Origin of the sequence: Caenispirillum bisanense (genome assembly GCF_900230255.1) — a bacterium.
Lineage (GTDB): Bacteria > Pseudomonadota > Alphaproteobacteria > Rhodospirillales > Rhodospirillaceae > Caenispirillum > Caenispirillum bisanense_A.
Map to the genome: position 1 here is coordinate 76,877 of NZ_OCNJ01000004.1, position 23,362 is coordinate 100,238.

Consider the following 23,362-nt stretch of genomic DNA (forward strand, 5'->3'; position numbering starts at 1 on the left):
GCCGTGGCGGCACGCCGGCCTTGCCGAGTCGGCCCGCCTCGTGCCAAAGGTTGGCCCTTGGGTCGCCACCGGGATAGAGCACCGCAGGCCGTGACCGACCAGACCGGCATCCTTCTTACCGACGTCACCGTTCGGCGCGGCGGGCGCACGGCCCTCGACGCCGTCTCCGTCGCCCTGACCGAGCCGCGCATCGGCCTCGTCGGGCGCAACGGCTCGGGCAAGTCGACGCTGGCCCGCGTCGTCAAGGGCCTGCTGACGCCCGACGCCGGGCAGGTGCGCGTCCACGGCCTCGACCCCGCCGCCCGCACGCGCGAGTCGGTGGGCTGCGTCGGCTTCCTGTTCCAGAACTCCGATCACCAGATCCTCTGCCCGACGGTGGCGGAGGAGATCGCCTTCGGGCTGGTGGAGTTCGGCACCCGCCGCGCCGAAGCCGAAGACCGCGCCCGCGCCCTGCTGGCCGAGCACGGCGTCGCCGACTGGGCGGCACGCCCGGTGGCGGCGCTGTCGGAAGGGCAGCGGCGGCTGGTGTGCCTGTTCGCCGTGCTGGTCATGGCGCCGCGCGTGCTGGTGCTCGACGAGCCCTACGCCGGCCTCGACATCCCCACCCGCCTGCGCCTCGCCCGCTTCATCGCCGGCCTGCCGCAGCAGGTGCTGGTGATCGGCCACGACGCCGAGGATTTCGCCGGCTTCGACCGCATCCTGTGGCTGGAAGCCGGCCGCATCGAACAGGACGGTCCGCCGGACGCGGTGCTGGCCGCCTTCGTCGCCGCCATGCACCGCCTCGCGGCCGGTCCCGACGAGGACGCCGGCGGCGCGGACCGGGAGGCCGCCGCGTCATGGGTCGCCTGAACCTGCTCGAACCCGCCGCCCGCCGCCTGCCGGCCGGGCTCAAGCTGCTGCTGCTGGCGGTCGCCAGCATCGCCCTGTTCCGCCTCGACGGGCTGGCGCCGCTGGCCGCCGCCGTCGCCGCGGTGCTGCTGCTCGCCGCCGTGACCGGCAGCCTGGGCGCGGTGCGGCAGTTGCGGCCGCTGCTGACGGTGATCGTGCTGTCCTTCGCCGCCCATGCCTTGCTCGGCGACTGGCGCCTCGGGCTGGCGGTGTGCCTGCGCATCGCCGCCTTGGTGACGCTCGCCGGCATCGTCTCGGCGCTGACGCCGCTGTCGGACATGCTGGCGGCGCTCGACCGCGGCATGAGCCCGCTGCGCCGCCTCGGCGTGCCGACCCGCCCCGTCGCCGTCGCCATCGCCATGACGCTGCGCTTCGCGCCATTGCTCGCCGAGCGCTGGCGGGCGCTGGGCGACAGTTGGCGCACCCGATCCCCCCGGCGGCCGCACTGGCGGCTGCTCACGCCCTTCGTCATCGGCGCCATGGACGACGCCGACCGTGCCGCGGACGCCCTGCACGCCCGCGGCGGATTCGTGGAGAAACGACCGTGACCCTGCAGTCCTCCGTCGCCCGCATCGCGCTGTTCGCGGCGCTCATCGCCGCCCTCGGCCTGGTGCCGCAGATCACCATTCCCTTCGCCGGCGGCGTGCCGATCACGGCACAGACCCTCGGCATCATGCTGGCCGGCCTGATCCTCGGCCCGTGGCGCGGCGCCGCCGCCGTGCTGGTGTTCCTGGCGGTGGTGGCGCTCGGCGCACCGCTGCTGGCCGGCGGGCGCGGCGGGCTCGGCGTGTTCGCCGGGCCGACCGTCGGCTTCCTGATCGGCTGGCCCATCGCGACCATCGTCGTCGGCCTGGTCTACCGCGCCATGCCCGAGGCGCGGCCGATCCTGGCCGGCGTAACCGCCTCCGTCGTCGGCGGCATCCTGACGCTCTACGCCTTCGGCATCCCCGGCCTGTCGCTGGTGACCGAAATGCCGCTCGCCAAGGCCGCCGCCGTGGTCGGCGTGTTCATCCCCGGCGACATCCTGAAGGCCTTCATCGCCGCCGCCGTGGCTCGCGAGGTCCGGCGCGCCCGCGTGCTGGCTTGACGCCTGCCCCGTCCGGCGAGGGCGGCGCTTCCCGGTGGAAGTTTCGCCCCCGCCGCCTTATGTTCGGCACCAGATCCATCTCCCCCGATCCAGGACACAGACAGGTCCCATGAGCAGCGCCAGCCCTTCCGACCGCCGCACGCCGAAGCCCGTCGTCCTCTGCATTCTCGACGGCTGGGGTCACCGCGACGACCCGACCGACAACGCCATCGCGCAGGCGAACACGCCGACCTGGGACCGCCTGATGGCGAGCGCCCCGCGGGCGCTGGTGGAGACGGCCGGGCTCGCCGTCGGCCTGCCGGAAGGCCAGATGGGCAACTCGGAAGTGGGGCACATGAACATCGGCGCCGGCCGGGTGGTCATGCAGGACCTGCCGCGCATCGACCAGGCCGTCGCCGACGGCTCGCTCGCCCGGAACGCCGAGCTGACCGCCTTCATCGAGAAGCTGAAGCAGAGCGGCGGCACCTGCCACCTCATGGGCCTGCTCAGCCCCGGCGGCGTTCACAGCCACCAGGACCACATGGTGGCGCTGGCGAAGATCGTCTCCGCCGCCGGCGTGCCGGTGCGCATCCACGCCTTCCTCGACGGCCGCGACACGCCGCCGCAGTCGGGCCGCGAGTTCACCGCCCGCTTCCTCGCGGACGTCGCCGACCTGCCCGACACCGCCATGGCGACGGTCGCCGGCCGCTTCTACGCCATGGACCGCGACAAGCGGTGGGACCGCGTGAGCGCCGCCTACGACGCCATGGTCGACGCCGAGGGCGAGCGCCACGCCGACGCCCTGGCGCTGGTCGACGCCTCCTACGCCGCCGGCAAGACCGACGAGTTCGTGGTGCCGGCCGTGGTCGGCGACTACCAGGGCGCCCGCGACGGCGACGGCGTGCTGTTCGCCAACTTCCGCGCCGACCGCGCCCGCGAGATCACCCAGGCGCTGCTCGACCCGGCCTTCGACGGCTTCGCCCGCACCCGCGTCGTCGCCTTCGCCGCCGCCGCCGGCATGGCGCAGTACTCGGTCGCCCACACCGCGTGGCTCACCGCCCTGTTCCCGCCCGAGACGCTGACCGGCATCCTCGGCGAGGTGGTGTCGCAGGCCGGCCGCACCCAGCTACGCATCGCCGAGACGGAAAAGTACGCCCACGTCACCTTCTTCCTGAACGGCGGCGAGGAGCGGGTCTATCCGGGCGAGGAGCGCATCCTGGTGCCGAGCCCCAAGGTCGCCACCTACGACATGCAGCCGGAAATGAGCGCGCCGGAAGTGACCGAAAAGCTGGTGGACGCCATCGGCTCGGGCCGCTTCGACCTGATCGTGGTGAACTTCGCCAACGGCGACATGGTCGGCCACACCGGCATCATGGAAGCCGCCATGAAGGCCGCCGAGACGGTGGACGCGAGCCTCGCCGCCGTTGAGGCCGCCGTGCTGAAGGCGGGCGGCGCCATGATCGTCACCGCCGACCACGGCAACCTGGAACTCATGCGCGACCCGGAAACCGGCGAGCCGCACACCGCCCACACCGTCGGTACGGTGGATGCCCTGCTGATCGGCGCGCCGGCCGGCGTCACCGGCCTGCGCGACGGGCGGCTGGCCGATCTGGCGCCCACCCTGCTCGCCCTCATGGACCTGCCGCAACCGGCCGAGATGACCGGCCGCTCGCTGCTGCAGACCAAGGCGGAGGCCGCCGCGGCCGAATGACGGCCGGCGGCCCGCCGCCCTACCGCCGACCCGCAACGCCGCCCGGAGGAGGGCCGCTGTCCGTGCCGCTCCGCCTGCCCCTCCGCCTCTCCCTGCTCGCCGCCGCGCTCATCGCCGGCGGCGCCGGGGCGGCCGTGGCCGCGCCGGACCCCGCCGCCAACCCCGAGGCGCAGACCCAGAAGAAGCTGGAAGAGGTGCGCCAGGAAATCGAGCGCAGCCGGCAGGAGCAGGAGACGCTGTCCAAGACCGCCGGCTCGCTGTCGGCCGAGGTGGAGGACCTGCGCAGCCGTCTGGTCGCCGCCGCCGCCAAGGTGCAGGACTACGAGGAGAGCCTGTCCTACCTCGAAACCCGCATGGCCGACCTGACGCGGGAAGAGATCGAGCTGCGCGGCAGCCTGGAAGCGCGCAATGCCCAGATGGCGCAGGTGCTGACCGCCCTGCAGCGGTTGTCGTGGCGGCCCAAGGAAACCCTGCTCATGCAGCCGGGATCGCCGGAGGACACGGTGCGCTCGGCGCTGCTCATGCGCTCGGCCGTGCCGGCGCTGGGCAGCGAGGCGGAGGCCCTGCGCCGCGACCTCGCCCGGCTGACCGACGTGCGCGAGGCCATCACCGCCCAGCGCGACCAGATCGCGGCGCTCGGCACCGAATTCGAGGCCGAACACGCCCGCCTGCAGGACCTGGTGGCCCGCAAGGCGCAGCTGGTGGAACAGACCACCCGCCGCTCCGCCGAGGCCGCCCAGAAGGCCCAGGCGCTGTCGGAGGAAGCGGAAAACATGCGCGAGTTCCTCACCAAGCTGGCCGAGGAACGCAAGCGGCGCGAGGAGGAACTGGCGCGCCAGCGGGCGCTGGAGGAAGCGCGGCGCGTCGCCGCCCACGTGGCGCAGAAGCCCACCCCGCCGCCCGAGCGCACCTTCGCCGTGCCGCAGCCCAAGCCCCTGCAGCCGCCGCCCTCGGCGGGCGAAACCGTGACGGCCAGCGGCGGCGCCATGCCCCCGCCGCCCGTCGGAGCGACCACGCCGCGGCCGGCGCCGGGGGTGACCCAGGCGGCGCTGCGACCGCTGTCGGACATGCGGGGCGCCATGCCATTGCCGGCGCGCGGCAGCGTCTCCACCCGCTTCGGCGCCGAGACGACGCCGGGCAACACCTCCAAGGGCATCGTCATCGAGACCCGCCCGGCGGCGACGGTGGTGGCGCCGGCCGACGGCATGGTGGCCTTTTCCGGCCCCTTCCGCGGCTATGGCCATCTCTTGATCCTTGAACACGCCGACGGATATCATACATTGCTGTCTGGAATGAGCCGCATCGACGCGCAGGTGGGTCAGCGGCTTCTGGCGGGCGAACCGGTGGGCGTCATGGAACGGTCGGACGCGCCCAGCTTGTATGTGGAATTGCGCCGTGATGGGCAGCCCATCGATCCCCTGCCCTGGCTCTCGGCGAAAAAAGGTAAAATCAGCGGATGAAGCGGAAACTTGCGATCGCGACGGCTGCCTTCGCCCTTCTGTCGATCGGCGCCGTTCCGGCGCTGCACGCGGCCGAGGCGCCGGAAAGCCGCAATACCGAGGAAACGTACCGCCTTCTCGACCTGTTCGGTGACGTGTTCGAACGGGTGCGGCGCGACTACGTCGAGGGCGTGACCGACAAGGAACTGATCGAGGCGGCCATCAACGGCATGCTCACCAACCTCGATCCGCACTCCAGCTACCTGAACGCCGACAACTTCAAGGACATGCAGGTCCAGACCCGCGGCGAGTTCGGCGGGCTCGGCATCGAAGTGACCGTCGAAAACGGCCTCATCAAGGTGGTGTCGCCCATCGACGAGACGCCCGCCTTCCGCGCCGGCCTGCAGCCGGGCGACCTGATCACCCACATCGCCGGCGAAGACGTCTCGGGCATGACCCTGCAGGACGCCGTCGACAAGATGCGCGGCCCGGTCAACACCGACATCGACCTGACCATCCGCCGCAAGAACCAGGAACCCTTCGACGTCACCCTGACGCGCGACGTCATCAAGATCCAGTCGGTGCGCGCCCGCGCCGAAGGCGACGTCGGCTACGTGCGCATCACGTCGTTCAGCGAACAGACCTACGCCGGCCTCGAGAAGGCCATGACGGAGCTGAAGAAGGACATCGGCGCCGACAAGCTGAAGGGCTGGGTGCTCGACCTGCGCAACAACCCGGGCGGCCTGCTCGATCAGGCGGTGGCGGTGTCCGACGGCTTCCTCGACGCCGGCGAGATCGTCTCCACCCGCTCGCGCGAGGCCGAGGAAACGCAGCGCTTCAACGCCCGCACCGGCGACCTGGCCGACGGCAAGCCGGTGGTGGTGCTCATCAACGACGGCTCGGCCTCGGCGTCGGAAATCGTCGCCGGCGCCCTGCAGGATCACCGGCGCGCCATCGTGCTGGGCACCAAGAGCTTCGGCAAGGGCTCGGTGCAGACCATCATCCCGCTGCCCGGCCACGGCGCCATGCGCCTGACCACGGCGCGCTACTACACGCCCTCGGGTCGCTCCATCCAGGCGCTCGGCATCGAGCCGGACATCAAGGTGGAACAGGCCCACATCGAGGCGCTCGACCGCCGCTTCCCGCGCCGCAGCGAGGCGTCGCTGCGCGGCGCCCTCGCCAACCCCAACGGCGACGGCGAGGGCGAGGCTCCGGCCGAGCAGGCGCCGGCCATCCAGCCGACCCCCGGCGCCACCGTGCCTCCGGGCGCCGCCCCGGCGGGCGACGGGGCCGCCGAGGCGCCCGAGCAGGCCGAGGACTACCAGCTGACCCGGGCGCTGGATCTGCTGCGGGGCCTCGCGCTCTACGGCAATCGCCAGGGGTAACCCTTCGGCAACCGTTCTGGTATATGCTTTCCGCCGGCGCGGCTTCGCTTCGAAGCCGCGCCGTCCGGCTGATTGAGGACCCGCCGCCATGGCTCTGAACCTGAAGGGCCTGCTGTCCCGCAAGAAGAAGGCTCGCGCCGCCGAAGAGGGGCGCGACGAACCCTTCTTCACGGGCTCTACCCTGGGTCCGGGCCTCGGCCCCGACGGCGACGACGACGATGCCGGCGGGGGCACCGAGGCCGGGCCGGCGCGCGACTTCGACGACCTGCTCGACGACGACGCCTGGGGCGGCGACGAGGACGACGACGGCGACGAGCGGCCGGCCCGCCGGGGCGGCGGCGGCAAGCGCATCGCCGTCTTCGCCGCCATCGGCATCGGCGCCGCCGCGCTCGCCGGCGGGGGCGCCTGGTGGGTGATGACCAGCGGCCTGCTCGACGGCGACCACGCCGCCGAGACCGAACAGCACGCCGAAGCGGCCCCGGCCGACGGCGCGGCGGCCGAAAACTCCGGGTCCGGCGCCGCCGCGACCGCCGCCGCCCAGCCGCAGGACTCCGGCGCCCGCGTCTCGCTGCCCATGCCGCCCGCACCGGGCCTCGGGGGCGGCACGCCGAGCACCGCCGGCACCCCCGAGATCGACCCCACCGCCGCCACCGATCGCTCCGTCTCCCGCCGCCCCTGGCTGGCCGAAGGCGGCGACGCCGCCGCCACGCCCGCGGCACCGACCGAAGCGCCCAAGCCGGCCGAGCCGGCGCAGACGGCCGCCGCCCCCGCAGAGGCACCGAAGCCGGCCGAGGCCGCCAAGCCCGCCGAAGCCGCTCAACAGCCGGCCGCGCAGCAGCCGGCCGCGCCGCAGACCGCCGCCGTCACCACGCCGCCGGCCGACCCCGCAGCGCCGCCGGCCGCACCGACAACCACCGCGCCGGCGCTGGAAGACGTCGACAAGCCCGACCCGCGCACGGCCGCCGCGCCGCCGCCGAGCTTCGACGGCCTGCCCAACCCGGCGGGCAAGCCCGAGCCGCTCACGAGCGCGCCGGTCTCCGACCTCGTGCGCAACACGCCGGCCGGGCCGCTGCCCATCGCCGCGCCCGACGGCCGCAAGGCCTGGACCGCCTACGCCAAGCCTTTCCAGGCGCCCGCCGGCACGCCGCGCGTCGCCATCGTGGTCGCCGACCTGGGCCTGCTGCCGGCCGCCACCGACGCCGCCATCGCCAAGCTGCCGGCCGGCGTCACGCTCGCCTTCAGCCCCTACGGCTTCGACGTGGCGCCGGCCATGCAGCGGGCGCGCGAGGCGGGGCACGAGGTGATGCTGTCGCTGCCCATGGAGGACCGCGGCTTCCCGGCGCACGATCCCGGGCCGCTCGGCCTCAACTCGCTGCTGCCGACCAACGACAACCTGATCCGCCTCAACACCATCCTGACCAAGGGCACGGGCTACGTCGGCCTGCTCGGCCGCGGCGGCAGGACCTTCACCGCCAAGCCGGAGCTGATGAAGCCGGTGCTCGACACCGTGGCGCGCTCCGGCCTGCTCTACGTCCATCCCGCCGGCGGCGTGCAGCTCGCCAGCTACGGCCAGACGCAGGCGCCGACGGTGGCCGCCGACTTCGCCCTGGACGAGCGGCCCTTCCGCTCGGCCATCGAAGCCCGCCTGAAGGCGCTGGAAACCATCGCCCGCGAGCGCGGCAGCGCGCTCGCCGTCATCGAGCCGACGCCGCTCGCCTTCGACGCCGTCACCAAGTGGCTGGCCGACGCCCAGACCCGCGGCATCGCGCTGGCGCCGGTGTCCGCCGTCGTCCGTCCCTGACAGATCCTGCCGAGGCCCATCCGTGACCGCCAAGACCGACCTTCCCTACCGCAAGTGCGCCGGCCTGATGCTGGTGAACGACCAGGGCCTCGTCTTCGTCGCCCGCCGCAAGGACACGCCCGACGCCTGGCAGATGCCCCAGGGCGGCATCGACAAGGGCGAGACGCCGCACGAGGCGGCCCTGCGCGAACTGGAGGAAGAGATCGGCACCGCCAAGGCGGAGATCGTCGCCGAGTCGAGCCAGTGGCTGCGCTACGACCTGCCCGAGGACCTGATCGGCAAGGTGTGGAAGGGCAAGTACCGCGGCCAGGAGCAGAAGTGGTTCCTGCTGCGCTTCACGGGCGAGGACGCCGACATCGACATCGCGACGCGCCACCCGGAGTTCGATGCCTGGAAGTGGGCGCCGGTGGACGAGCTGCCGTCCATGATCGTCGCCTTCAAGCGCCCCATCTACGAGGCGCTGGTGGCGGAATTCGGCCCGCGCGCCAAGGCGCTGGCGGCGGGCTGACCCGCCGCCGCCGGCCGAAAGCCCGTTCTCAGACGCCCCAGCCCTGGGCCAGCGTCAACGCCGGCAGAGACAGGCCGGTACGGTTGGTGATGCCGGCGCCGGCGACCCCGGTCGGCTTCTGCGGCTCGTCGGCGGCGAGGCCCGCCCCGCCGGTTTGGCCGGCCCCCATGGCCTGCTGCATCTTCTTTTCGATCTGCTGCTGGATCATGTTCTCGATGGTCCGGCGCAGCGTCTCTTCCATGGAGGTGAGCTGCGCGTCGGTGAGGTCCATCTCGGCCATCACTTCCTTGCGCAGCTTGGCTTCCAGCTTCTCCTCCCACTGTTCCTTGGCCCAGCCCATCAGCCCCTTGTCGAGGATCTGATCCTTCAGGTGGGCCTGGAACTCCAGCGCCTTCTCGGCGTCGGCCTTGCTGCCGCCGGCGAGGTTGACGGCGGCGCCCGACGCCGAACCGGCGGCGGTGGACGCGGCGAGGGTCGAGGTGTCGATCTTCATGGCGGGCCATCCTGGGCGAAAAGGTCGTCCCGCCGCCATGCAAGCGGCGGGCCGGGGTGGAACCCGCGGAAATCCTCGCGTCAGCCGAGGAAGCGTCGGCACGTCCTGCCGGGAACCCGGCAGAATTTTCCGGGTCGCCCCCGCCGCCGGGGGGTTGCGCTGGCACCTGCGCCGGAAATGGGTATACTCGGAGCGCGACGACGCAGGACACGCGCGCCCCATGACCGCCAAACAGGCATCCTTCTTCGCGCCCGACCTGACCGTGATCGGGACCATCCACTCCCCCGGCCGCCTCGAGGTCGAAGGGGCGGTGAAGGGGGACGTGGCTGTCGCCGATCTGGTGGTGGGCGTGCAGGGCCGCCTCAACGCCCGTGTCGGGGCCGGGCGCATGGCTTCGGCCGGAACGGTCGCCGGCACCGTCAAGGCCCGCGCCGTCGCCTTCCTGGACGGCTGCCGCTTCCGCGGCGACGTGGAATACGAGGCGCTGTCCATCGATCCCGCCTGCGACGTCGAGGCCCGCTTCCACCCGGTGGAACGCGACAGCCCGCGCATGGCCGTGCTGCCGCCCATCCCCGAGGAAACCTTCCGCATCGGCGACGGCCGCGCCGCCGCCCCGCCGCGCGCCGCAATCGCACCGGCCCGTCCGCTGGCACCGCCCGCCGCCGCCAGGCCCGCCGCACCGCGCCGCCGCGCTCCGCTGGTGGCGCTGGCGCTGCTGGTGACCGGCGGTGTCGCCGCCGCGGCCCTGCTCGCCGACCCCGACGGCCGCCGCCTGATCATGGATTCCGCCGGCAGCGTCGCCGCCACCGTGCGCGGCTGGACGACGCCCGCTCCGGCCCCCACGCCCGCGCCTATCCCCGCGCCGGCGGCCGCGCCCGAACCGGCCCCCGCCACCGCCGCTCCGCCGCTCCCCGCTCCGCCGCCGGCCGCGGTCCAGGCGCCCGAGCCGCCGCCGCCGATCGAGGCCCGACAGCCCGACCCCGAGCCGCCACCGCCGGTCGTCACGGCCCCGCCGGAACCGCCGGCCGCACCGCCGCTGCCCGCCGCTCCGGCGCCCGCCCCGGCCCCCGCTCCCGTCGTCGTCGCTCCGCCGGTCGCGCCGCCGCCGCTACCCGTGGTGAAGGCGCCGCCGGAACCGCCGGCGCCGGTGCCGGTGGCAAAGGAACCGCCCGCCGTACCGCCCCCGGCCCCTCGGCCGGAGCCCGAGCCCTCGCCCGCCGTTGCGCCGGTGCGCGCCGTTCCGGCCGTGCCCGACGGACCGCCGCCGCCCGCCGATCGCCTGCCGGCGACACCCGAGCCGGCGCCCGCGCCGCCTCCGCCGGTCGCTCCCGCCGTCGAAGCCGCCGCGCCCGGCGTGCCCGTCCCGCTGCCCAAGCCGGCCCAGGCCGAGCCGGCCGCCGCCCCGCCGGTCAGCAAGCCGCCGGCGGTGCCGGCCCAGCAGAGCCGGCCGCGCGCCGTCACCTCGCCGCCCGATGCCGAGGGCTGCGTGTGGGTGGTTCAGTGTTCGGATACGGGGCCGGAGGCCGGCAAGTGCGTCTCCACCCGCCAGTGCGGCCCGAAGTAGGCGACGGTCGGCCTCAGGCCTGAGCGTCGGCTTCGGCCGCCTCGTCGCGGATGGGCGAGACGCGGATGCTGGTCAGCTGGTTGCGCTGGCGGCGCAGCACCTCGAAGCGGAACCCGTGGAACAGGAAGGTCTGCCCGGGGTCGGGGATGGTGCGGCTTTCGTGCAGCACCAGACCGGCGATGGTGGCCGCTTCCTGGTCGGGCAGGTTCCAGTCGAACTGGCGGTTGAGGTCGCGGATGGTGACGCCGCCGTCGATGACGTAGGACCCGTCGGGCTGCGGCCGCACGCCGGAGACGGCGATGTCGTGCTCGTCGGAAATGTCGCCGACGATCTCCTCCAGGATGTCTTCCAGCGTCACGATGCCGAGCAGCACGCCGTACTCGTCCACCACCAGGGCGAAGTGCTCGCGGCGCTGGCGGAAGGCCTGCAACTGGTCGAGCAGGCGGGTGGCGTCGGGGATGAACCACGGCGGCGAGGCGATGCTCACCACGTCCAGTTCCGAAATGTCGCCGCTGTGGGCCTCCACGGCGCGCAGCAGCGCCTTGGCGTGCAGGATGCCGACGATGTTGTCGGACTTGCCGCGCCACAGGGGGATGCGGGTGTAGGGGCTCGCCAGCACCTGCTTGACCACGTCGGCGGTGGGCTGGTCGGCGTCGATGGTGACCAGCTTGCCGCGCGGGATCATGATCTCGCTCACCTCGACGTCGGCGAGGTCGAGCACGCTGCGCAGCATGGCCCGTTCGTGGACGATGGTGCGGTCGCCCTCGGCCTCGGCGGCCTGGGCGGTGTGCATCTCGATGGCGCCGCGCAGCTCGGCGAGCGCCATGGTGGCGGTATGGGGGCGCTCGCCGCCGCCGATCAGCCGCAGCACCACCGAAACGATGCCCTGGATCACCGCCGTCAGCGGGCCGAGCACCATCACCAGCCAGCGCATCACCGGCGCCACGCCCAGTGCCATGCGGTGGGTATGGGTCAGGGCATAGGTCTTCGGCAGGATTTCGCTGAAGATCAGGATGAGGACCGTCATCACCAGCGTGGCGATGGCGACGCCGCCCTCGCCGAACAGCACGATGAGCACGCTGGTCGCCAGCGACGACGCCAGGATGTTCACCAGGTTGTTGCCGAGCAGGATGGTGGCGATCAGCCGTTCGCGCTTGGCCAGAAGCCCGTTGGCCACCACCGCCCGGCTGTCGCCCTTGCGTTCCATCTCGTGCATGAGCGGGCGCGACGCCGCCGTCAACGCCGTTTCCGACCCCGAGAAGAAGGCGGACAGGACGAGGCAGATCACGATCGCGACCAGCGAAACGATCATGGCGGTGGTCATGGGGAACGGCTTCCGTGGTGGAGGTCAGGAGGCGGCGACGAAATCCGCGACGACGCCCCGCAGCACGGCGGGATCGACGTCGCGACACAGGAACGCCCGGCCGATGCCGTGCGCCAGCACGAAGGTGACTTTGCCGTCGGCCACCTTCTTGTCCGACGCCATGTGGGAGACGAGGATATCGGCGTCCATGCGGCGGCCTTCAAGGCGCGGCGGCACCACCGGCAGGCCGACCGCCGCCAGATGGGCACGCAGGCGCTCGACGTCGGCGGCCGGGGCGAGGCCCATGCGGGCCGACAGCTCGAAGGCCATGAGCATGCCGACGGCGACGGCCTCGCCGTGCAGCAGAGTCTCGCCGTAGCCGCACTCGGCCTCCAGCGCGTGGCCGAAGGTGTGGCCGAGGTTGAGCAGGGCGCGCACGCCGCCCTCGCGCTCGTCGGCCTGCACCACGCGCGCCTTGGCGGCGCAGCTGGTCAGGATGGCGCGGCGGCGGGCGGCGGTGTCGCCGTCGATCAGCGCGGCGCCGGTCTCCTCCAGCCAGGCGAAGAAGCCCGGGCTGTCGATGAGGCCGTACTTCACCACCTCGGCATAGCCGGCCAGCAGTTCGCGGCGCGGCAGGGTGGTCAGGGTGTCGGTGTCGATGAGCACGAGGCGCGGCTGGTGGAAGGTGCCGACCAGGTTCTTGCCGTGGCGGGTGTTGATGCCGGTCTTGCCGCCGACCGAACTGTCCACCTGCGACAGCAGCGTCGTCGGCACCTGCACGAAGTCCACCCCGCGCAAGAGGACGGAGGCGGCGAAGCCCGTGATGTCGCCGATCACGCCGCCGCCGAGGGCGACGATCATGGTGCCGCGCTCGCACTTGGCGGCGAGCATGGCGTCGAGCAGGCTTTCGAGGTGGGCGAAGCTCTTGGTCGCCTCGCCGGCCGGCAGGATATGGGTGTCGTGGCGGATGCCGGCGGCGTCGAGGGAGGCGGTCAGGCGGCCGAGGTGCAGCGGCGCGACGGTGGCGTCGGTGACCACGAAGGCGCGCTTCTGGCGCAGCACCGGCGCCATGCGGGCGCCCGCCTCGGCCAGCAGGCCGCCGCCGACAGCGATGTCGTAGCTGCGGTCGCCGAGCTCCACCCGGAGGGTTTCGGCGGGGTCCAGGGCGGCGTCGCTCACGTCTCGGTCTCCACGGGTTCGGGCGGCAGGGGGCCGTTGCCGTCGATCCATTCGCGCAGGGCGTCGAGCACCCGCTCGGTGGTGGCGTCGGGGCTTTCCTCGCCGGCCTGGATGGTGATGTCGGCTTCGGCGTAGACGGGGTAGCGCTGATCCATCAGGCCGCGCAGCTTCTCCCGCGGGTCGCCCTGGTTGAGCAACGGCCGGTGCGAGCGGCCGGCGGTGCGGCGTACCAGCGTCTCCAGGTCGGCCCGCAGCCACACGCTGATGCCGCGGGCACGGATGCGGCGGCGCGTGTCGTCGGCCATGAAGGCACCGCCGCCGGCGGCCAGCACGCAAGGCTCGCCGTCGAGCAGCCGGGCCATGACCTTGCGCTCGCCCTCGCGGAAGGCGCCCTCGCCCAGGGTGGCGAAGATGTCGGCGACGCTCTGCCCGGCGGCCTTCTCGATCTCGGTGTCGGCGTCGACGAAGGGCACGTGCAGGCGGTGGGCGAGCCTGCGGCCGACGACGCTCTTGCCGGCGCCCATCAGGCCCACCAGCACCACCGTGCGCGGCAAGGCGAAGGGCGCGTCCACATGCGGCGGGGTCAGCCAGACGCCGGTCATCGGCCCGCCTCCGCCGTGCGTTGCACGCGATTCGTCAAGGGATTACACTGCCGTCCTGTTGCCATAATCGGTTCGTATAGCATACCCCGCACGGGCTGTCCCGGGTCCGGTCGCTGCTTTCTGCGGCGACGGCGGGCCAGTCGTCGCCATCGCGGATCAAGGATCTGTCTCGTACATGCGCACCCTCTCCCGCATTCTCATCCTGCTCGTCCTGGCCGTCATCGTGGCGGGCGTCGGCTTCCTCGCGACGTGGGAGATGCCGCCTCCGACGGCGCAGGTGGAGAAGGTGATCGGCAATGACCGCTTCCAGCGCTGACGTGCGCCGCCGCCGCGCCTGCACCCTCGCCGCCGCGGCCGCCGTGCTGGCGCTGAGCGCCGCGCCCGCCGCCGCCCAGCAGGGGCCGGTGCGCCTGTTCCCGTCGGCGCCGACCACCGAGGCCGCGCCTGCGCCGGCTCAGCCGACACCCGCCCCGGCGCCGCAGCAGAGCCAGCCGCGGCCGGAAAGCCGCAGCCTGTCCGGCATCACCGCCGCGCCGCTGGAGGCGCCCGGCGCCGCCGGTGTCGGCCTGCTGGAGGAACGCACGGGCGGCCTGCCCTATCGCCTGTGGCAGGGCACCGGTGCCGAGCTGGCGACGACCCTGATCGCCAAGCTGCCGGCCGGGGCGCCGTCACCCATGATGCACGAGCTGGCTTATCGCCTGCTCGCCAGCACCGCCGCGGCGCCGCAGCCGACCCCCGGCGCCCCCGCCCTGCTGCCGTTGCGCATCGAGAAACTGCGGCTGATCGGCGAAGCGCCCGCCGCCTCCCGCCTCGCCGAAGCGGTGCCCGAGGGTGACCGCTCGGAAGCGGTGCGCCGTGCCCTGCTCGACGCCCTGCTGGCCCAGGCGACCGCCGACGCCGTGCCCGCCGAAGCCTGCCCGCTCGCCGCCGACGGCGTCCGCCGCTTCGACGGCCCCTATTGGCAGAAAGCCGCCGCGTTCTGCGCCTTGGTGGAAAAGCGCGCCGCCGAGGCGCAGCTCGCCGTCGCCATGCTGCGCGAGACGGGGCACGAGGATGCGCCCTTCTTCTGGGCCGCCGATCAGCTGTCCGGCATCAAGCCCGCGAGCCTGAAGAGCCTGCCCGCCGCCAACCCGCTGGTGCTCGCCATGGCGCGCGCCGCCGGGGCCAGCCTGCCCGCCGATGCCCTCGGCGACGGGGCCGCGCCCTGGCTGGTGGCCTCCGTCGCCCGCCACGGCCCCGCAGCCGACCGCCTCGCCCTGGCCGAGCGCGCCGCCGCCACCGGCGCCCTGCCGCCGGCGGAACTGGCCGCGCTCTATGCCGCCCAGACGGTGCCGGCGCCGCCCGCCGCGCCCAAGACCGCCGCCGACCGCGCCGCCGTCTGGCAGGTGCTGAGCCGCCAGATGGACGCCGGCCTGCTCGCCGTCGCGCTGGAAGGGCCGCGCTTCACGCCGTTCTATGCCGCCAACGCGCAGCTCTACGCCGAGACCGTCTCCGCCCTGCCGCCGACGCCCGGCCTCGCCGCGGCGGCCGGCCGCGCCCTGTTCGCCGCCGCCCGCCCCGACGCCGCCCGCGCCTGGGTGCAGGAAGCCCGCCGGGCCGGCGACGAGGCCGCCCTGCGCGCCCTGTGGCCCTACGAGCGCGTCGCCGACGCCCCCGCCGCCGGTCCCTTCAGCCCCGAGATGATCGCCGCCTGGCGCGGCACGCAGCCGCCCGGCACCCCGAAGCCACAGCTCGACCGTCGCCACACCCTGGTGCTCGGCCTGCTGCAGGCCCTGGGCGAGCCGGTGGCTTCCGCCGACTGGCTGACGCCGCTGACCGACGCCACCGTGGACGCCGCCCCGGTGCCCGACGCCGCCATCCTGCGCGCGATGGACGTGGCGGCGGCACAGGGGCGCATGGGCGAGACCGTGGCGCTGGCCCTGGTGGCGCTCGGCAACGAGGGTCCGGCCGCCGTGCATCCCGAGGCGCTGTTCCGCGCCGTGGCGGCACTCAAGCGCGTCGGGTTGGAGCGCGAGGCCAAGGCCTTGGCGCTGGAGGCCATGGCGGCCGCAGGAGTGTGAGCGCAGCATGACCTCGCGTCACGTCGAACGGTTCCTCGAAATGATGGTGGCCGAGCGTGGGGCGAGCCCGCGCACCATCGACGCCTACGGCCGCGACCTCGCAGACTTCGCCGAGCACCTGGGCGCGCGGGCGCCGGAAGCCGCCACGGCCGACGACCTGCGCGCCTATCTGGCCGGCCTCGCCGCCGCCGCCATGACGCCGCGCACCATGAACCGCCGGCTGTCGGCGCTGCGGCAGTTCTTCCGCTTCCTGTTCGCCGAGGGCACCCGCGCCGACGACCCGACGGCGACCATCGACAGCCCGCGCCTCGGCCGGCCGCTGCCCAAGTACCTGAGCGAGGAAGAGGTCGAACGCCTGCTCGCCGCCGCCCGCCGCATCGAGGGCGCGCGCGGCCTGCGGGCGGTGGCGCTGCTGGAAATCCTCTACGCCACGGGCCTGCGCGTCAGCGAGCTGGTGAGCCTGCCGCTCGCTTCCGTCGCCCGCGACCAGCCGGTGCTGGTGGTGCGCGGCAAGGGCTCGAAGGAGCGCATGGTGCCGCTGTCCGCCCCCGCCCGCGATGCTGCCCGCGCCTGGCTGACGGCCCGGGCGGAGCTGCTCGGCGGCGAGGCGGTGGCGCGCAAGAACCGCTGGCTGTTCCCCTCGCGCAGCAAGGAAGGCCACCTGACCCGCGACGGCTTCGCCAAGATGCTGGCCGACGTGGCGGCGGCGGCGGGGGTGTCGCCCGGCAAGGTGAGTCCGCACGTCCTGCGCCACAGCTTCGCCAGCCACCTGCTGGCCCACGGCGCCGACCTGCGCAGCGTGCAGCAGATGCTCGGCCACGCCGACATCTCGACGACGCAGATCTACACCCACGTGCTGGACGAGCGCCTGAAGAGCCTGGTCAACCGCCACCACCCGCTGGCCGGCAAGGGCTGACGCCGGAGCCTCTAGTCCGGCCCGTCGCCCTTGAGCGCGGCGAGGGCGCGGCGGTCCTTCTTGGTCGGACGGCCGGCGCCGCGCGGGCGGTGGGGCATGAACTCGTCGGTCTGGCGCGCCGGCGGGTCGGGCTCGTGATAGAGGGTCTGCGCCTCCGACGCCGGGCCGCGGCGGGTGCCGGGCGCCTGCACCACCACCATGCGGCGGTAGGGGCCGGACAGGAAGCCGACGGTGTCGCCCGGCTTCACGCTGGTCGCCGGCTTGCTCACCGTGCGGCCGTTGACGGTGACGTGGCCCGAGGCGCACCACGTCTGCGCCAGCGAGCGCGTCTTGCAGAAGCGGGCATGCCACAGCCACTTGTCGAGGCGGATGCTGCCGCCGCCGGTCGGCGCCGAAGCAGAGTCTTCGGCAATGTCGTCGATGTCGTCGGTCACGCGGTGATCCTCACGCGGTCGCGCAGGATGGCGAAGGGGCTGTCCTCGACGTCGCGGCGGCCCGGCTTGCGACCGCCGCCACCACCGCCACCCGGCTTGCCCTTGCCGGTCTTCTTGCGCGGGCCCGTCTTCGCCTTGTCGGGGCGGGCCGGCCGGCGCGGCAGGGGACGGACGACCAGCCCGTCGTCGGTCTGCTCCGCCTGCCAGCCGAGCGCCTGCAGCACCGCCGGCGCCTCCTCCACGCTCACGCCGAGCAGGGTGAGGGTCTGCGGCGGCAACACCGCCTGCTTCTCGCGGGCGAGGCGGCGCAGTTCGGCGGCGAAGCGCTCCAGCATGTCGACGCGCACCGCCACCGGCCCGAGCACGCGATAGCCGATCGCCTCGTAGTAACCGGCCGGCACGCCGGCGTCGAAGGGCAGGCTGGTGCGACCCTCGGGCAGTTGCGGCATCTCACCGCCGGTGCGCGCGGCCCACAGGCGGCCTCGCAGGCGCTGCGGCGCCGCCTTCAGCAGGGCCGGCAGGAACACCGTCTCCACCCCGAAGCGCACGCCGAGCCGGGCCAGCGCCTTCCGGTCGGCGTCGGTGAGCGCCCGAATCTGCGGCTCCACCACCGCCCGCGGCAGGGCGCCCAGAGCCTCCGCCAACTGGAACACGAGGCCGCGCGGCGCGCCCGCCAGATCGGCCTCCAGCGCCGTCACCAGCGGCTTCAGCACGCGGCCGACGTGGGCCTTCACCCAGTCGCCGACGCGACGGCGTACCTTCTCGCGGGCGTCGCCCTCCAGCATGTCGGCGAAGGGCACGTCGATGCCGGGGCGCAGCGGATCCGGCCCGACGGTCAGCCGGGCCACCGGCTCGCCGCGCCACAGCACGTCGGCGGCATCGTCGAGGGCGAAGGCGTCGTCGGCGTCCTGGGCGAGCAGGTCGACGCGCTCGGCGATCTCGCGGCGCAGGGCCTTGCCGGCGGCGTTCATGACGGTGCGGTCGGCGGCGCGGCTCTCGCCCTTCTCGGGGATGAAGCGCAGGCCCGACAACTGGCCGAGCGACTGCCCTTCCACCAGCACAGCGCCACCGGCGGCCACGGTGGGCATCAGCGGCGTGTCGTCGCGCAGGGCGCGGGCGAGCACCGCCGTGCGCTTGTCGACGAAGCGCTGGGTGAGGCGTTCGTGCAGGGCGTCGGACAGGCGGTCCTCGACGGCGCGGGTCTTGTCCTGCCACTCGCGGGCGTCGTGCAGCCAGTCGCCGCGGTGGGCGATATAGGTCCACACGCGGATGGACGCGATGCGGTCCACCAGGGCATGCATGTCGCCGTCCACCCGGTCCACCTGGGCGACATGGCCGGCCAGCCAGTCGGTCGGGATGCGCTGGCCCTTGCCGGTGAGGTGGCGGTAGATCTGGCCGAGCAGGCGCGAGTGGCTTTCCGGCATCACCTTGCGGAAGTCGGGCACGCCGCAGACGTCCCACAGCAGCCGCACCCGGTGGGCGCTGTCGGCGATCTTGCGGATCTCGGGATCGCGGGCGAGCGCCTCCAGCGCCAACTGGTCGTCGGCCGGCCGGCGCGGGCGCACCAGGCCGGGTTTGGGCGGCGGCTTGCCGAGGGAGGCGAGCAGCGCGTCGATGGACGACAGGCGCAGGTCGGCGTTGCGCCAGAACAGGCCGCGCAGGGCGGGGAAGGTGTGGGCCTCCACCCGTTCCACGATTTCCGGATCGACGGCGCCGGCGTCGCCGGTGGTGCCGAAGGTGCCGTCGTTCATGCCGCGGCCGGCACGGCCTGCGATCTGCGCCACTTCCGAGGAATCGAGGTTGCGCGGCATGTGGCCGTCGAACTTGCGCAAGGAGGCGAAGGCGACGTGGTCGACGTCCATGTTCAGCCCCATGCCGATGGCGTCCGTCGCCACCAGCTGGTCGACCTCGCCGGCCTGGAACATGGCGACCTGGGCGTTGCGGGTGCGCGGGCTCAGCGCCCCCAGCACCACGGCGGCGCCGCCGCGCTGACGGCGCACCAGTTCGGCGATGGCGTAGACGTCGGCGGCCGAGAAGGCGACGATGGCCGAACGCCGCGGCAGGCGCGTCAGCTTCTTGGCGCCGGCGTAGCTCAGTTGCGACAGGCGCGGCCGGGTGACCACCTCGATGCCCGGCACCAGCTCGCGGATCAGCGGCTTGATGGTCTCGCTGCCGAGGAACATGGTCTCGCGCATGCCGCGGGCGCGCAGCAGGCGGTCGGTGAAGATGTGGCCGCGGTCGGGGTCGGCGCACAGCTGGATCTCGTCGACGGCCAGGAAGTCGACCCGGCGATCGAGCGGCATGCTCTCCACGGTGCAGACCCACCAGGAGGGATGCGTCGGGATGATCTTCTCTTCGCCGGTGATGAGGGCGACGCGGTGCGGCCCCTTCGCGCGGACGATGCGATCGTAGTTCTCACGCGCGAGCAGCCGCAGCGGAAACCCGATCATGCCGGTGGCGTGACCCATCATGCGCTCGATGGCGAGGTGGGTCTTGCCCGTATTGGTGGGGCCGAGGACCGCGGTGATCCTGGCGCCCGGAAGCGTCCCGTTCATAGCCGCAACATCGGGAGGGGGCGGAAGGAATGCAAGCGGACATTCCCGACGGTTTCGTGACGCTCGCCACCCGGCGTGCGCCGGATGCGCGAACGCCCCCCGCCGAGGGGCGGAGGGCGTCTGCAGTCTGCCGCGGCGCGCAGTGCGCCGGCGCGGGCCGGATCAGGCCGACTTGTGCGCGTCGCGATCGGCTTCGCGCTGCTTGCCGATCCAGCTCTTCAGCTGCTTTTCCATGGCGTCGAAGGCATCGCGGATGGCGATCGAGATGTCCTCGTTGACGTGGACCTCCTTCGGGTCGCGCCGCACCACCAGTTCCTCGCCCGGGACCGACAGATTGATGGTCACGTGGAACGGCTCGCCCTTGTGGTGCTGGTTGGAGGTGTTCTTGTGGTGCTGCTCGATCACCACGCGGCAGGACACGAGGTCCTTCGAGAACTGCTCCAGCTTTTCCACTTTCTCGCGGACGCGCTGCTCGACGGCGTCCGAATGGTCGAGTCCGTGGAAGGAGATCTGCACGGGAACCTGCATAAAACTCTCCTGGTCGTCGCACGGCCGGGCGTCTGATGCGCTGTGCGGCCGAGGTTTCAAAACGGCATTGTCGTCGCCGGCGTCCCGTGGGGCGCCTTCCTGCGCGGACACGCGATACGGGGCCGCATTCATAACCCGTCCGCCGCCTGTGGGCAACGTCGAGGATTGGCGGCGGTCCCCTTTTCTTGCCCTGGTCGCGGCGCGGGCCGGGGTCCGGCGTACAACACGACGCGGCGGACCGGCCTGCGGTTCGCGATCGGCGCGCCGCGGCATCCTGTGCTTGCACTTTCGCGCCGATTTTCCCCATATCTGGCGGCTGTCGCCGGTGCCTTTGCGGGGCCGGCGGCGCATCGCCGATCAGGTGACCGAGCCAAGGCCAGACAAGAAGGATTGCTCGAGATGGCTGAAGAAAAGTTGCAGTTCCAGGCGGAAGTGGCGCGCGTGCTCGACATCGTCGTCCACAGCCTCTACTCCCACAAGGAGATCTTCCTGCGCGAGCTGGTGTCCAACGCCTCCGACGCCTGCGACAAGCTGCGCTGGATGGCGCTGACGCAGCCGGAACTGACCGCCGACGACCCGGGCTTCCGCATCACGCTGATCCCGAACAAGGACGCCAAGACGCTGACCGTCGCCGACAACGGCGTCGGCATGAACCGCGACGAGCTGATCGAGAACCTGGGCACCATCGCCCGCTCCGGCACCGGCGAGTTCCTGCGCCAGCTGACCGGCGATTCGCGGAAGGACGTGTCGCTCATCGGCCAGTTCGGCGTCGGCTTCTATTCCGCCTTCATGGTCGCCCAGTCGGTGGAGGTGGTCACCCGCCGCGCCGGCGACGCCCACGGCTGGCGCTGGACTTCCGACGGCACCGGCAGCTTCACGGTGGCCGAGGCCGCCGACGCCGCCCGCGGCACCCGCGTCGTGCTGCACCTGAAGGACGAGGAGCACGAGTTCCTCGAGCCCTTCCGCCTGCGCCACATCGTCAAGACCTACTCCGACCACATCGCCATCCCCGTGCAGCTGAAGGACGGCGACGCCGAGCCCGAGACGCTGAACGAGGCCTCGGCCCTGTGGACCCGGTCGAAGGACGAGATCACGGCCGAGCAATACAAGGAATTCTACCACCACGTCGCGCATACCTTCGACGAGCCCTGGCTGACCCTGCACACCAAGGCCGAAGGCGCCATCGAATACACCAGCCTGCTGTTCGTGCCGACGCAGAAGCCCTTCGACCTGTTCCAGCCCGACCGCAAGCAGCACCTGCGGCTCTACGTCAACCGCGTGTTCATCACCGACGACTGCGAGGGCCTGCTGCCGGCGTGGCTGCGCTTCGTGCGCGGCGTGGTCGACAGCCCCGACCTGCCGCTCAACGTCAGCCGCGAGATGCTGCAGCACAACCCGCTGCTGAAGAAGATCCAGAACGGTCTCGTCAACAAGCTGCTCGGCGAACTGAAGAAGAAGGCCGCCGACGCGCCCGAGGACTACGCGCGCTTCTGGGACGTCTTCGGCCCGGTGGTGAAGGAGGGCATGTACGAGGACTTCGAGCGCCGCGACAAGATCACCGAGCTGGTCCGCTTCCGCACCACCCACGGCGAGGACCTCGTGTCCTTCGAGGACTACGTGGGCCGCATGAAGGAAGGCCAGACCCACATCTACTACATCACCGGCGACGACCGCGCCGCCATCGCCCAGAGCCCCTTGCTGGAAGGCTACCGCGCCAAGGGCGTCGAGGTGCTGCTGCTCACCGACCCCATCGACGAGTTCTGGGTCGCCAACGCGCCCGGCTACAAGGACTTCGGCATGAAGTCGGTGGCCGCCGGCGGCACCGACCTCGCCGCCATCAAGGGCGCGGAGGACGACAAGGCCGCCGAGGAGCGCAAGAAGGACGAGGCCCCGCGCGAGGACCTCGACAGCCTGGTGACGCTGCTGAAGGCGACGCTCGGCACCAAGGTGAAGGACGTGCGGCCCTCCGACCGCCTGACCGAAAGCCCGGTGTGTCTGGTGGCCGACGAAGGCGACATGCCCATGCACCTGGAACGCCTGCTGCGCGCCCACAAGCAGAAGGACGACGAGACGCCGCGCGTGCTGGAGATCAACCCGGCGCACGCCCTCATCAAGCACATGGCCGCCCGCGCCACGGCCGGCGCCTCGCCCGACCTGGAGGACATGGCCTACCTGCTGCTCGACCAGGCGCGCATCGTGGAAGGCGAGGCCCCGACCGACCCGGTGGCCTTCGGCAAGCGCCTCGCCAAGGTGATGGCCAAGGGCATCGCCGCCTGACGCCTGGTACCTGAGAGCACGCCGACGCGGCGGCCCGTTGCAGGCGACGGGCCGCCGCGCCATACTTCGGGGCAGCACATGCAGGAGGAGCGCGTCATGCGCACACCCGTCCAGGGTTACGCCGACGAGGCGACCAAGGCCCGCCTCGACTTCCTCAGCCGCACCACCGGCCAGCCCGCCGAGGACCTGGTCAGCGAGGCGGTGGCCCAGTACGCCGAATACGAAGCCTGGAAGCTGGAACAGATCCGCCAGGGCATCGCCGACGCGGATGCCGGCAGGTTCGTGCCGGAGGAAGAGGTGGAAGCCTTTTTCGACGACTGGGAGGCCAACGGCTGAGATGCGCGTCCGCTGGACGGTCCACGCCATCCGCCAGCTCGCGGAGGTTCGCGCCTACATCGCGGAGGACAACCCCGCGGCGGCACGCTGGGTCGCGCGGCGTCTCCGCCAGACGGCAGCCCTGCTTCGTGCGCAGCCTTTCATGGGTCGCAGCACGTCGCACGGTCAGAGGGAGCTGCTGGTCTCGCAGCTCCCCTACATCATCGCCTATCGCATCGCTGATCCGGACACGGTCGAAGTCCTGGGCGTCGTCCACACGGCGCGCGATCGCCCGGCGCCACGCTGAGGTCGTCCAGTCCAGATAGCGACCCGCCCTT

Annotated in this window: 22 protein-coding genes; 15 read left to right on the top strand and 7 right to left on the bottom strand. The window is 72.8% G+C overall.

The annotated features are described in order from the left end of the window. Positions 1-90 precede the first annotated feature (90 nt). From CRP50_RS10140 to CRP50_RS10175, 8 genes are all read left to right on the top strand, one after another. The gene (locus CRP50_RS10140) at positions 91-849 is read left to right on the top strand and encodes an energy-coupling factor ABC transporter ATP-binding protein (RefSeq protein ID WP_097279048.1); all 759 of its coding nucleotides are present in this window, start codon (positions 91-93) and stop codon (positions 847-849) included. Further along, a complete protein-coding gene (locus CRP50_RS10145; protein ID WP_097279049.1) occupies positions 837-1,436 on the top strand; it encodes a CbiQ family ECF transporter T component in 600 nt (199 codons plus the stop codon). Before CRP50_RS10140 ends, CRP50_RS10145 begins: the two co-directional genes overlap by 13 nt. Then, on the top strand, positions 1,433-1,975 hold the full coding sequence (locus CRP50_RS10150) for a biotin transporter BioY (RefSeq protein WP_217992031.1): 543 nt from the start codon (positions 1,433-1,435) through the stop codon (positions 1,973-1,975). The genes CRP50_RS10145 and CRP50_RS10150 overlap by 4 nt, the downstream gene beginning before the upstream one ends. A 109-nt stretch (positions 1,976-2,084) precedes the next feature. Beyond that, positions 2,085-3,665 carry a 2,3-bisphosphoglycerate-independent phosphoglycerate mutase gene (gene gpmI / locus CRP50_RS10155; RefSeq protein WP_097279050.1) on the top strand — a complete coding sequence of 527 codons (1,581 nt, stop codon included), beginning with the start codon at positions 2,085-2,087 and terminating at the stop codon, positions 3,663-3,665. Between the two features lie 62 nt (positions 3,666-3,727). Next, positions 3,728-5,125: a murein hydrolase activator EnvC family protein gene (locus CRP50_RS10160; protein WP_176525113.1), complete on the top strand. Its 1,398-nt coding sequence runs from the start codon at positions 3,728-3,730 to the stop codon at positions 5,123-5,125. After that, the gene (locus CRP50_RS10165) at positions 5,122-6,489 is read left to right on the top strand and encodes a S41 family peptidase (protein ID WP_097279052.1); all 1,368 of its coding nucleotides are present in this window, start codon (positions 5,122-5,124) and stop codon (positions 6,487-6,489) included. Before CRP50_RS10160 ends, CRP50_RS10165 begins: the two co-directional genes overlap by 4 nt. 88 nt (positions 6,490-6,577) lie before the next feature. Further along, entirely contained in the window at positions 6,578-8,290 is a 1,713-nt protein-coding gene (locus CRP50_RS10170) for a divergent polysaccharide deacetylase family protein (protein ID WP_097279053.1), read from the top strand. Between the two features lie 22 nt (positions 8,291-8,312). Continuing rightward, the gene (locus tag CRP50_RS10175; RefSeq protein ID WP_281257911.1) at positions 8,313-8,798 is read left to right on the top strand and encodes an RNA pyrophosphohydrolase; all 486 of its coding nucleotides are present in this window, start codon (positions 8,313-8,315) and stop codon (positions 8,796-8,798) included. A gap of 28 nt (positions 8,799-8,826) precedes the next feature. Here the strand turns inward: CRP50_RS10175 and CRP50_RS10180 are convergent, their stop codons facing one another. Continuing rightward, positions 8,827-9,291 (bottom strand): hypothetical protein, encoded by a 465-nt coding sequence (locus CRP50_RS10180; RefSeq protein ID WP_097279054.1) that lies wholly within the window; start codon positions 9,289-9,291, stop codon positions 8,827-8,829. A gap of 220 nt (positions 9,292-9,511) precedes the next feature. Between CRP50_RS10180 and CRP50_RS10185 the strand changes: the two genes are divergently transcribed. Continuing rightward, positions 9,512-10,855 carry a bactofilin family protein gene (locus CRP50_RS10185; RefSeq protein WP_176525114.1) on the top strand — a complete coding sequence of 448 codons (1,344 nt, stop codon included), beginning with the start codon at positions 9,512-9,514 and terminating at the stop codon, positions 10,853-10,855. 13 nt (positions 10,856-10,868) lie between these two features. Here CRP50_RS10185 and CRP50_RS10190 read toward each other — a convergent pair whose 3' ends face one another. The 3 genes from CRP50_RS10190 to CRP50_RS10200 are packed head-to-tail and all read right to left on the bottom strand — an operon-like array spanning position 10,869 to position 13,939. After that, on the bottom strand, positions 10,869-12,179 hold the full coding sequence (locus tag CRP50_RS10190) for an HlyC/CorC family transporter (protein ID WP_097279056.1): 1,311 nt from the start codon (positions 12,177-12,179) through the stop codon (positions 10,869-10,871). Positions 12,180-12,203: 24 nt separating this feature from the next. Continuing rightward, a complete protein-coding gene (gene aroB, locus CRP50_RS10195; RefSeq protein WP_245913430.1) occupies positions 12,204-13,337 on the bottom strand; it encodes a 3-dehydroquinate synthase in 1,134 nt (377 codons plus the stop codon). Continuing rightward, complete coding sequence (locus CRP50_RS10200; RefSeq protein ID WP_097279058.1) at positions 13,334-13,939, bottom strand: shikimate kinase; 606 nt, start codon at positions 13,937-13,939, stop codon at positions 13,334-13,336. Before CRP50_RS10200 ends, aroB begins: the two co-directional genes overlap by 4 nt. Positions 13,940-14,114: 175 nt before the next feature. On the opposite strand from CRP50_RS10200, the gene CRP50_RS25550 reads away from it, so the two are divergent. From CRP50_RS25550 to xerD, 3 genes are read left to right on the top strand one after another with little or no spacing between them, the layout of a single operon-like run. Next, positions 14,115-14,255: a hypothetical protein gene (locus CRP50_RS25550; protein ID WP_176525115.1), complete on the top strand. Its 141-nt coding sequence runs from the start codon at positions 14,115-14,117 to the stop codon at positions 14,253-14,255. Then, positions 14,236-15,999, top strand: coding sequence for a hypothetical protein (locus tag CRP50_RS10205; protein WP_141415102.1), 1,764 nt, complete (start codon positions 14,236-14,238; stop codon positions 15,997-15,999). Before CRP50_RS25550 ends, CRP50_RS10205 begins: the two co-directional genes overlap by 20 nt. Positions 16,000-16,006: 7 nt before the next feature. Next, positions 16,007-16,915 carry a site-specific tyrosine recombinase XerD gene (gene xerD / locus CRP50_RS10210; RefSeq protein ID WP_097279060.1) on the top strand — a complete coding sequence of 303 codons (909 nt, stop codon included), beginning with the start codon at positions 16,007-16,009 and terminating at the stop codon, positions 16,913-16,915. A gap of 11 nt (positions 16,916-16,926) precedes the next feature. On the opposite strand, the gene CRP50_RS10215 is transcribed toward xerD, so the two are convergent. The 3 genes from CRP50_RS10215 to CRP50_RS10225 all read right to left on the bottom strand — a co-directional run bounded on the left by CRP50_RS10215 (position 16,927) and on the right by CRP50_RS10225 (position 20,432). Next, positions 16,927-17,349, bottom strand: coding sequence for an RNA-binding S4 domain-containing protein (locus tag CRP50_RS10215; RefSeq protein WP_097279061.1), 423 nt, complete (start codon positions 17,347-17,349; stop codon positions 16,927-16,929). Then, positions 17,346-19,904, bottom strand: a complete 2,559-nt coding sequence (locus CRP50_RS10220; RefSeq protein ID WP_245913431.1) for a helicase-related protein — start codon at positions 19,902-19,904, stop codon at positions 17,346-17,348. The genes CRP50_RS10215 and CRP50_RS10220 overlap by 4 nt, the downstream gene beginning before the upstream one ends. A 162-nt stretch (positions 19,905-20,066) precedes the next feature. Next, positions 20,067-20,432, bottom strand: coding sequence for an HPF/RaiA family ribosome-associated protein (locus CRP50_RS10225; RefSeq protein WP_097279062.1), 366 nt, complete (start codon positions 20,430-20,432; stop codon positions 20,067-20,069). A 399-nt stretch (positions 20,433-20,831) separates the two neighbouring features. Here CRP50_RS10225 and htpG point away from each other — a divergent pair, with 399 nt between their 5' ends. From htpG to CRP50_RS10240, 3 genes are all read left to right on the top strand, one after another. Continuing rightward, positions 20,832-22,709 (top strand): molecular chaperone HtpG, encoded by a 1,878-nt coding sequence (htpG, locus tag CRP50_RS10230; RefSeq protein WP_097279063.1) that lies wholly within the window; start codon positions 20,832-20,834, stop codon positions 22,707-22,709. 96 nt (positions 22,710-22,805) lie between these two features. Continuing rightward, a complete protein-coding gene (locus CRP50_RS10235) occupies positions 22,806-23,045 on the top strand; it encodes a CopG family ribbon-helix-helix protein (protein WP_097279064.1) in 240 nt (79 codons plus the stop codon). Position 23,046: 1 nt separating this feature from the next. Further along, the gene (locus CRP50_RS10240) at positions 23,047-23,331 is read left to right on the top strand and encodes a type II toxin-antitoxin system RelE/ParE family toxin (RefSeq protein WP_097279065.1); all 285 of its coding nucleotides are present in this window, start codon (positions 23,047-23,049) and stop codon (positions 23,329-23,331) included. The last annotated feature ends 31 nt before the right edge of the window (positions 23,332-23,362 follow it).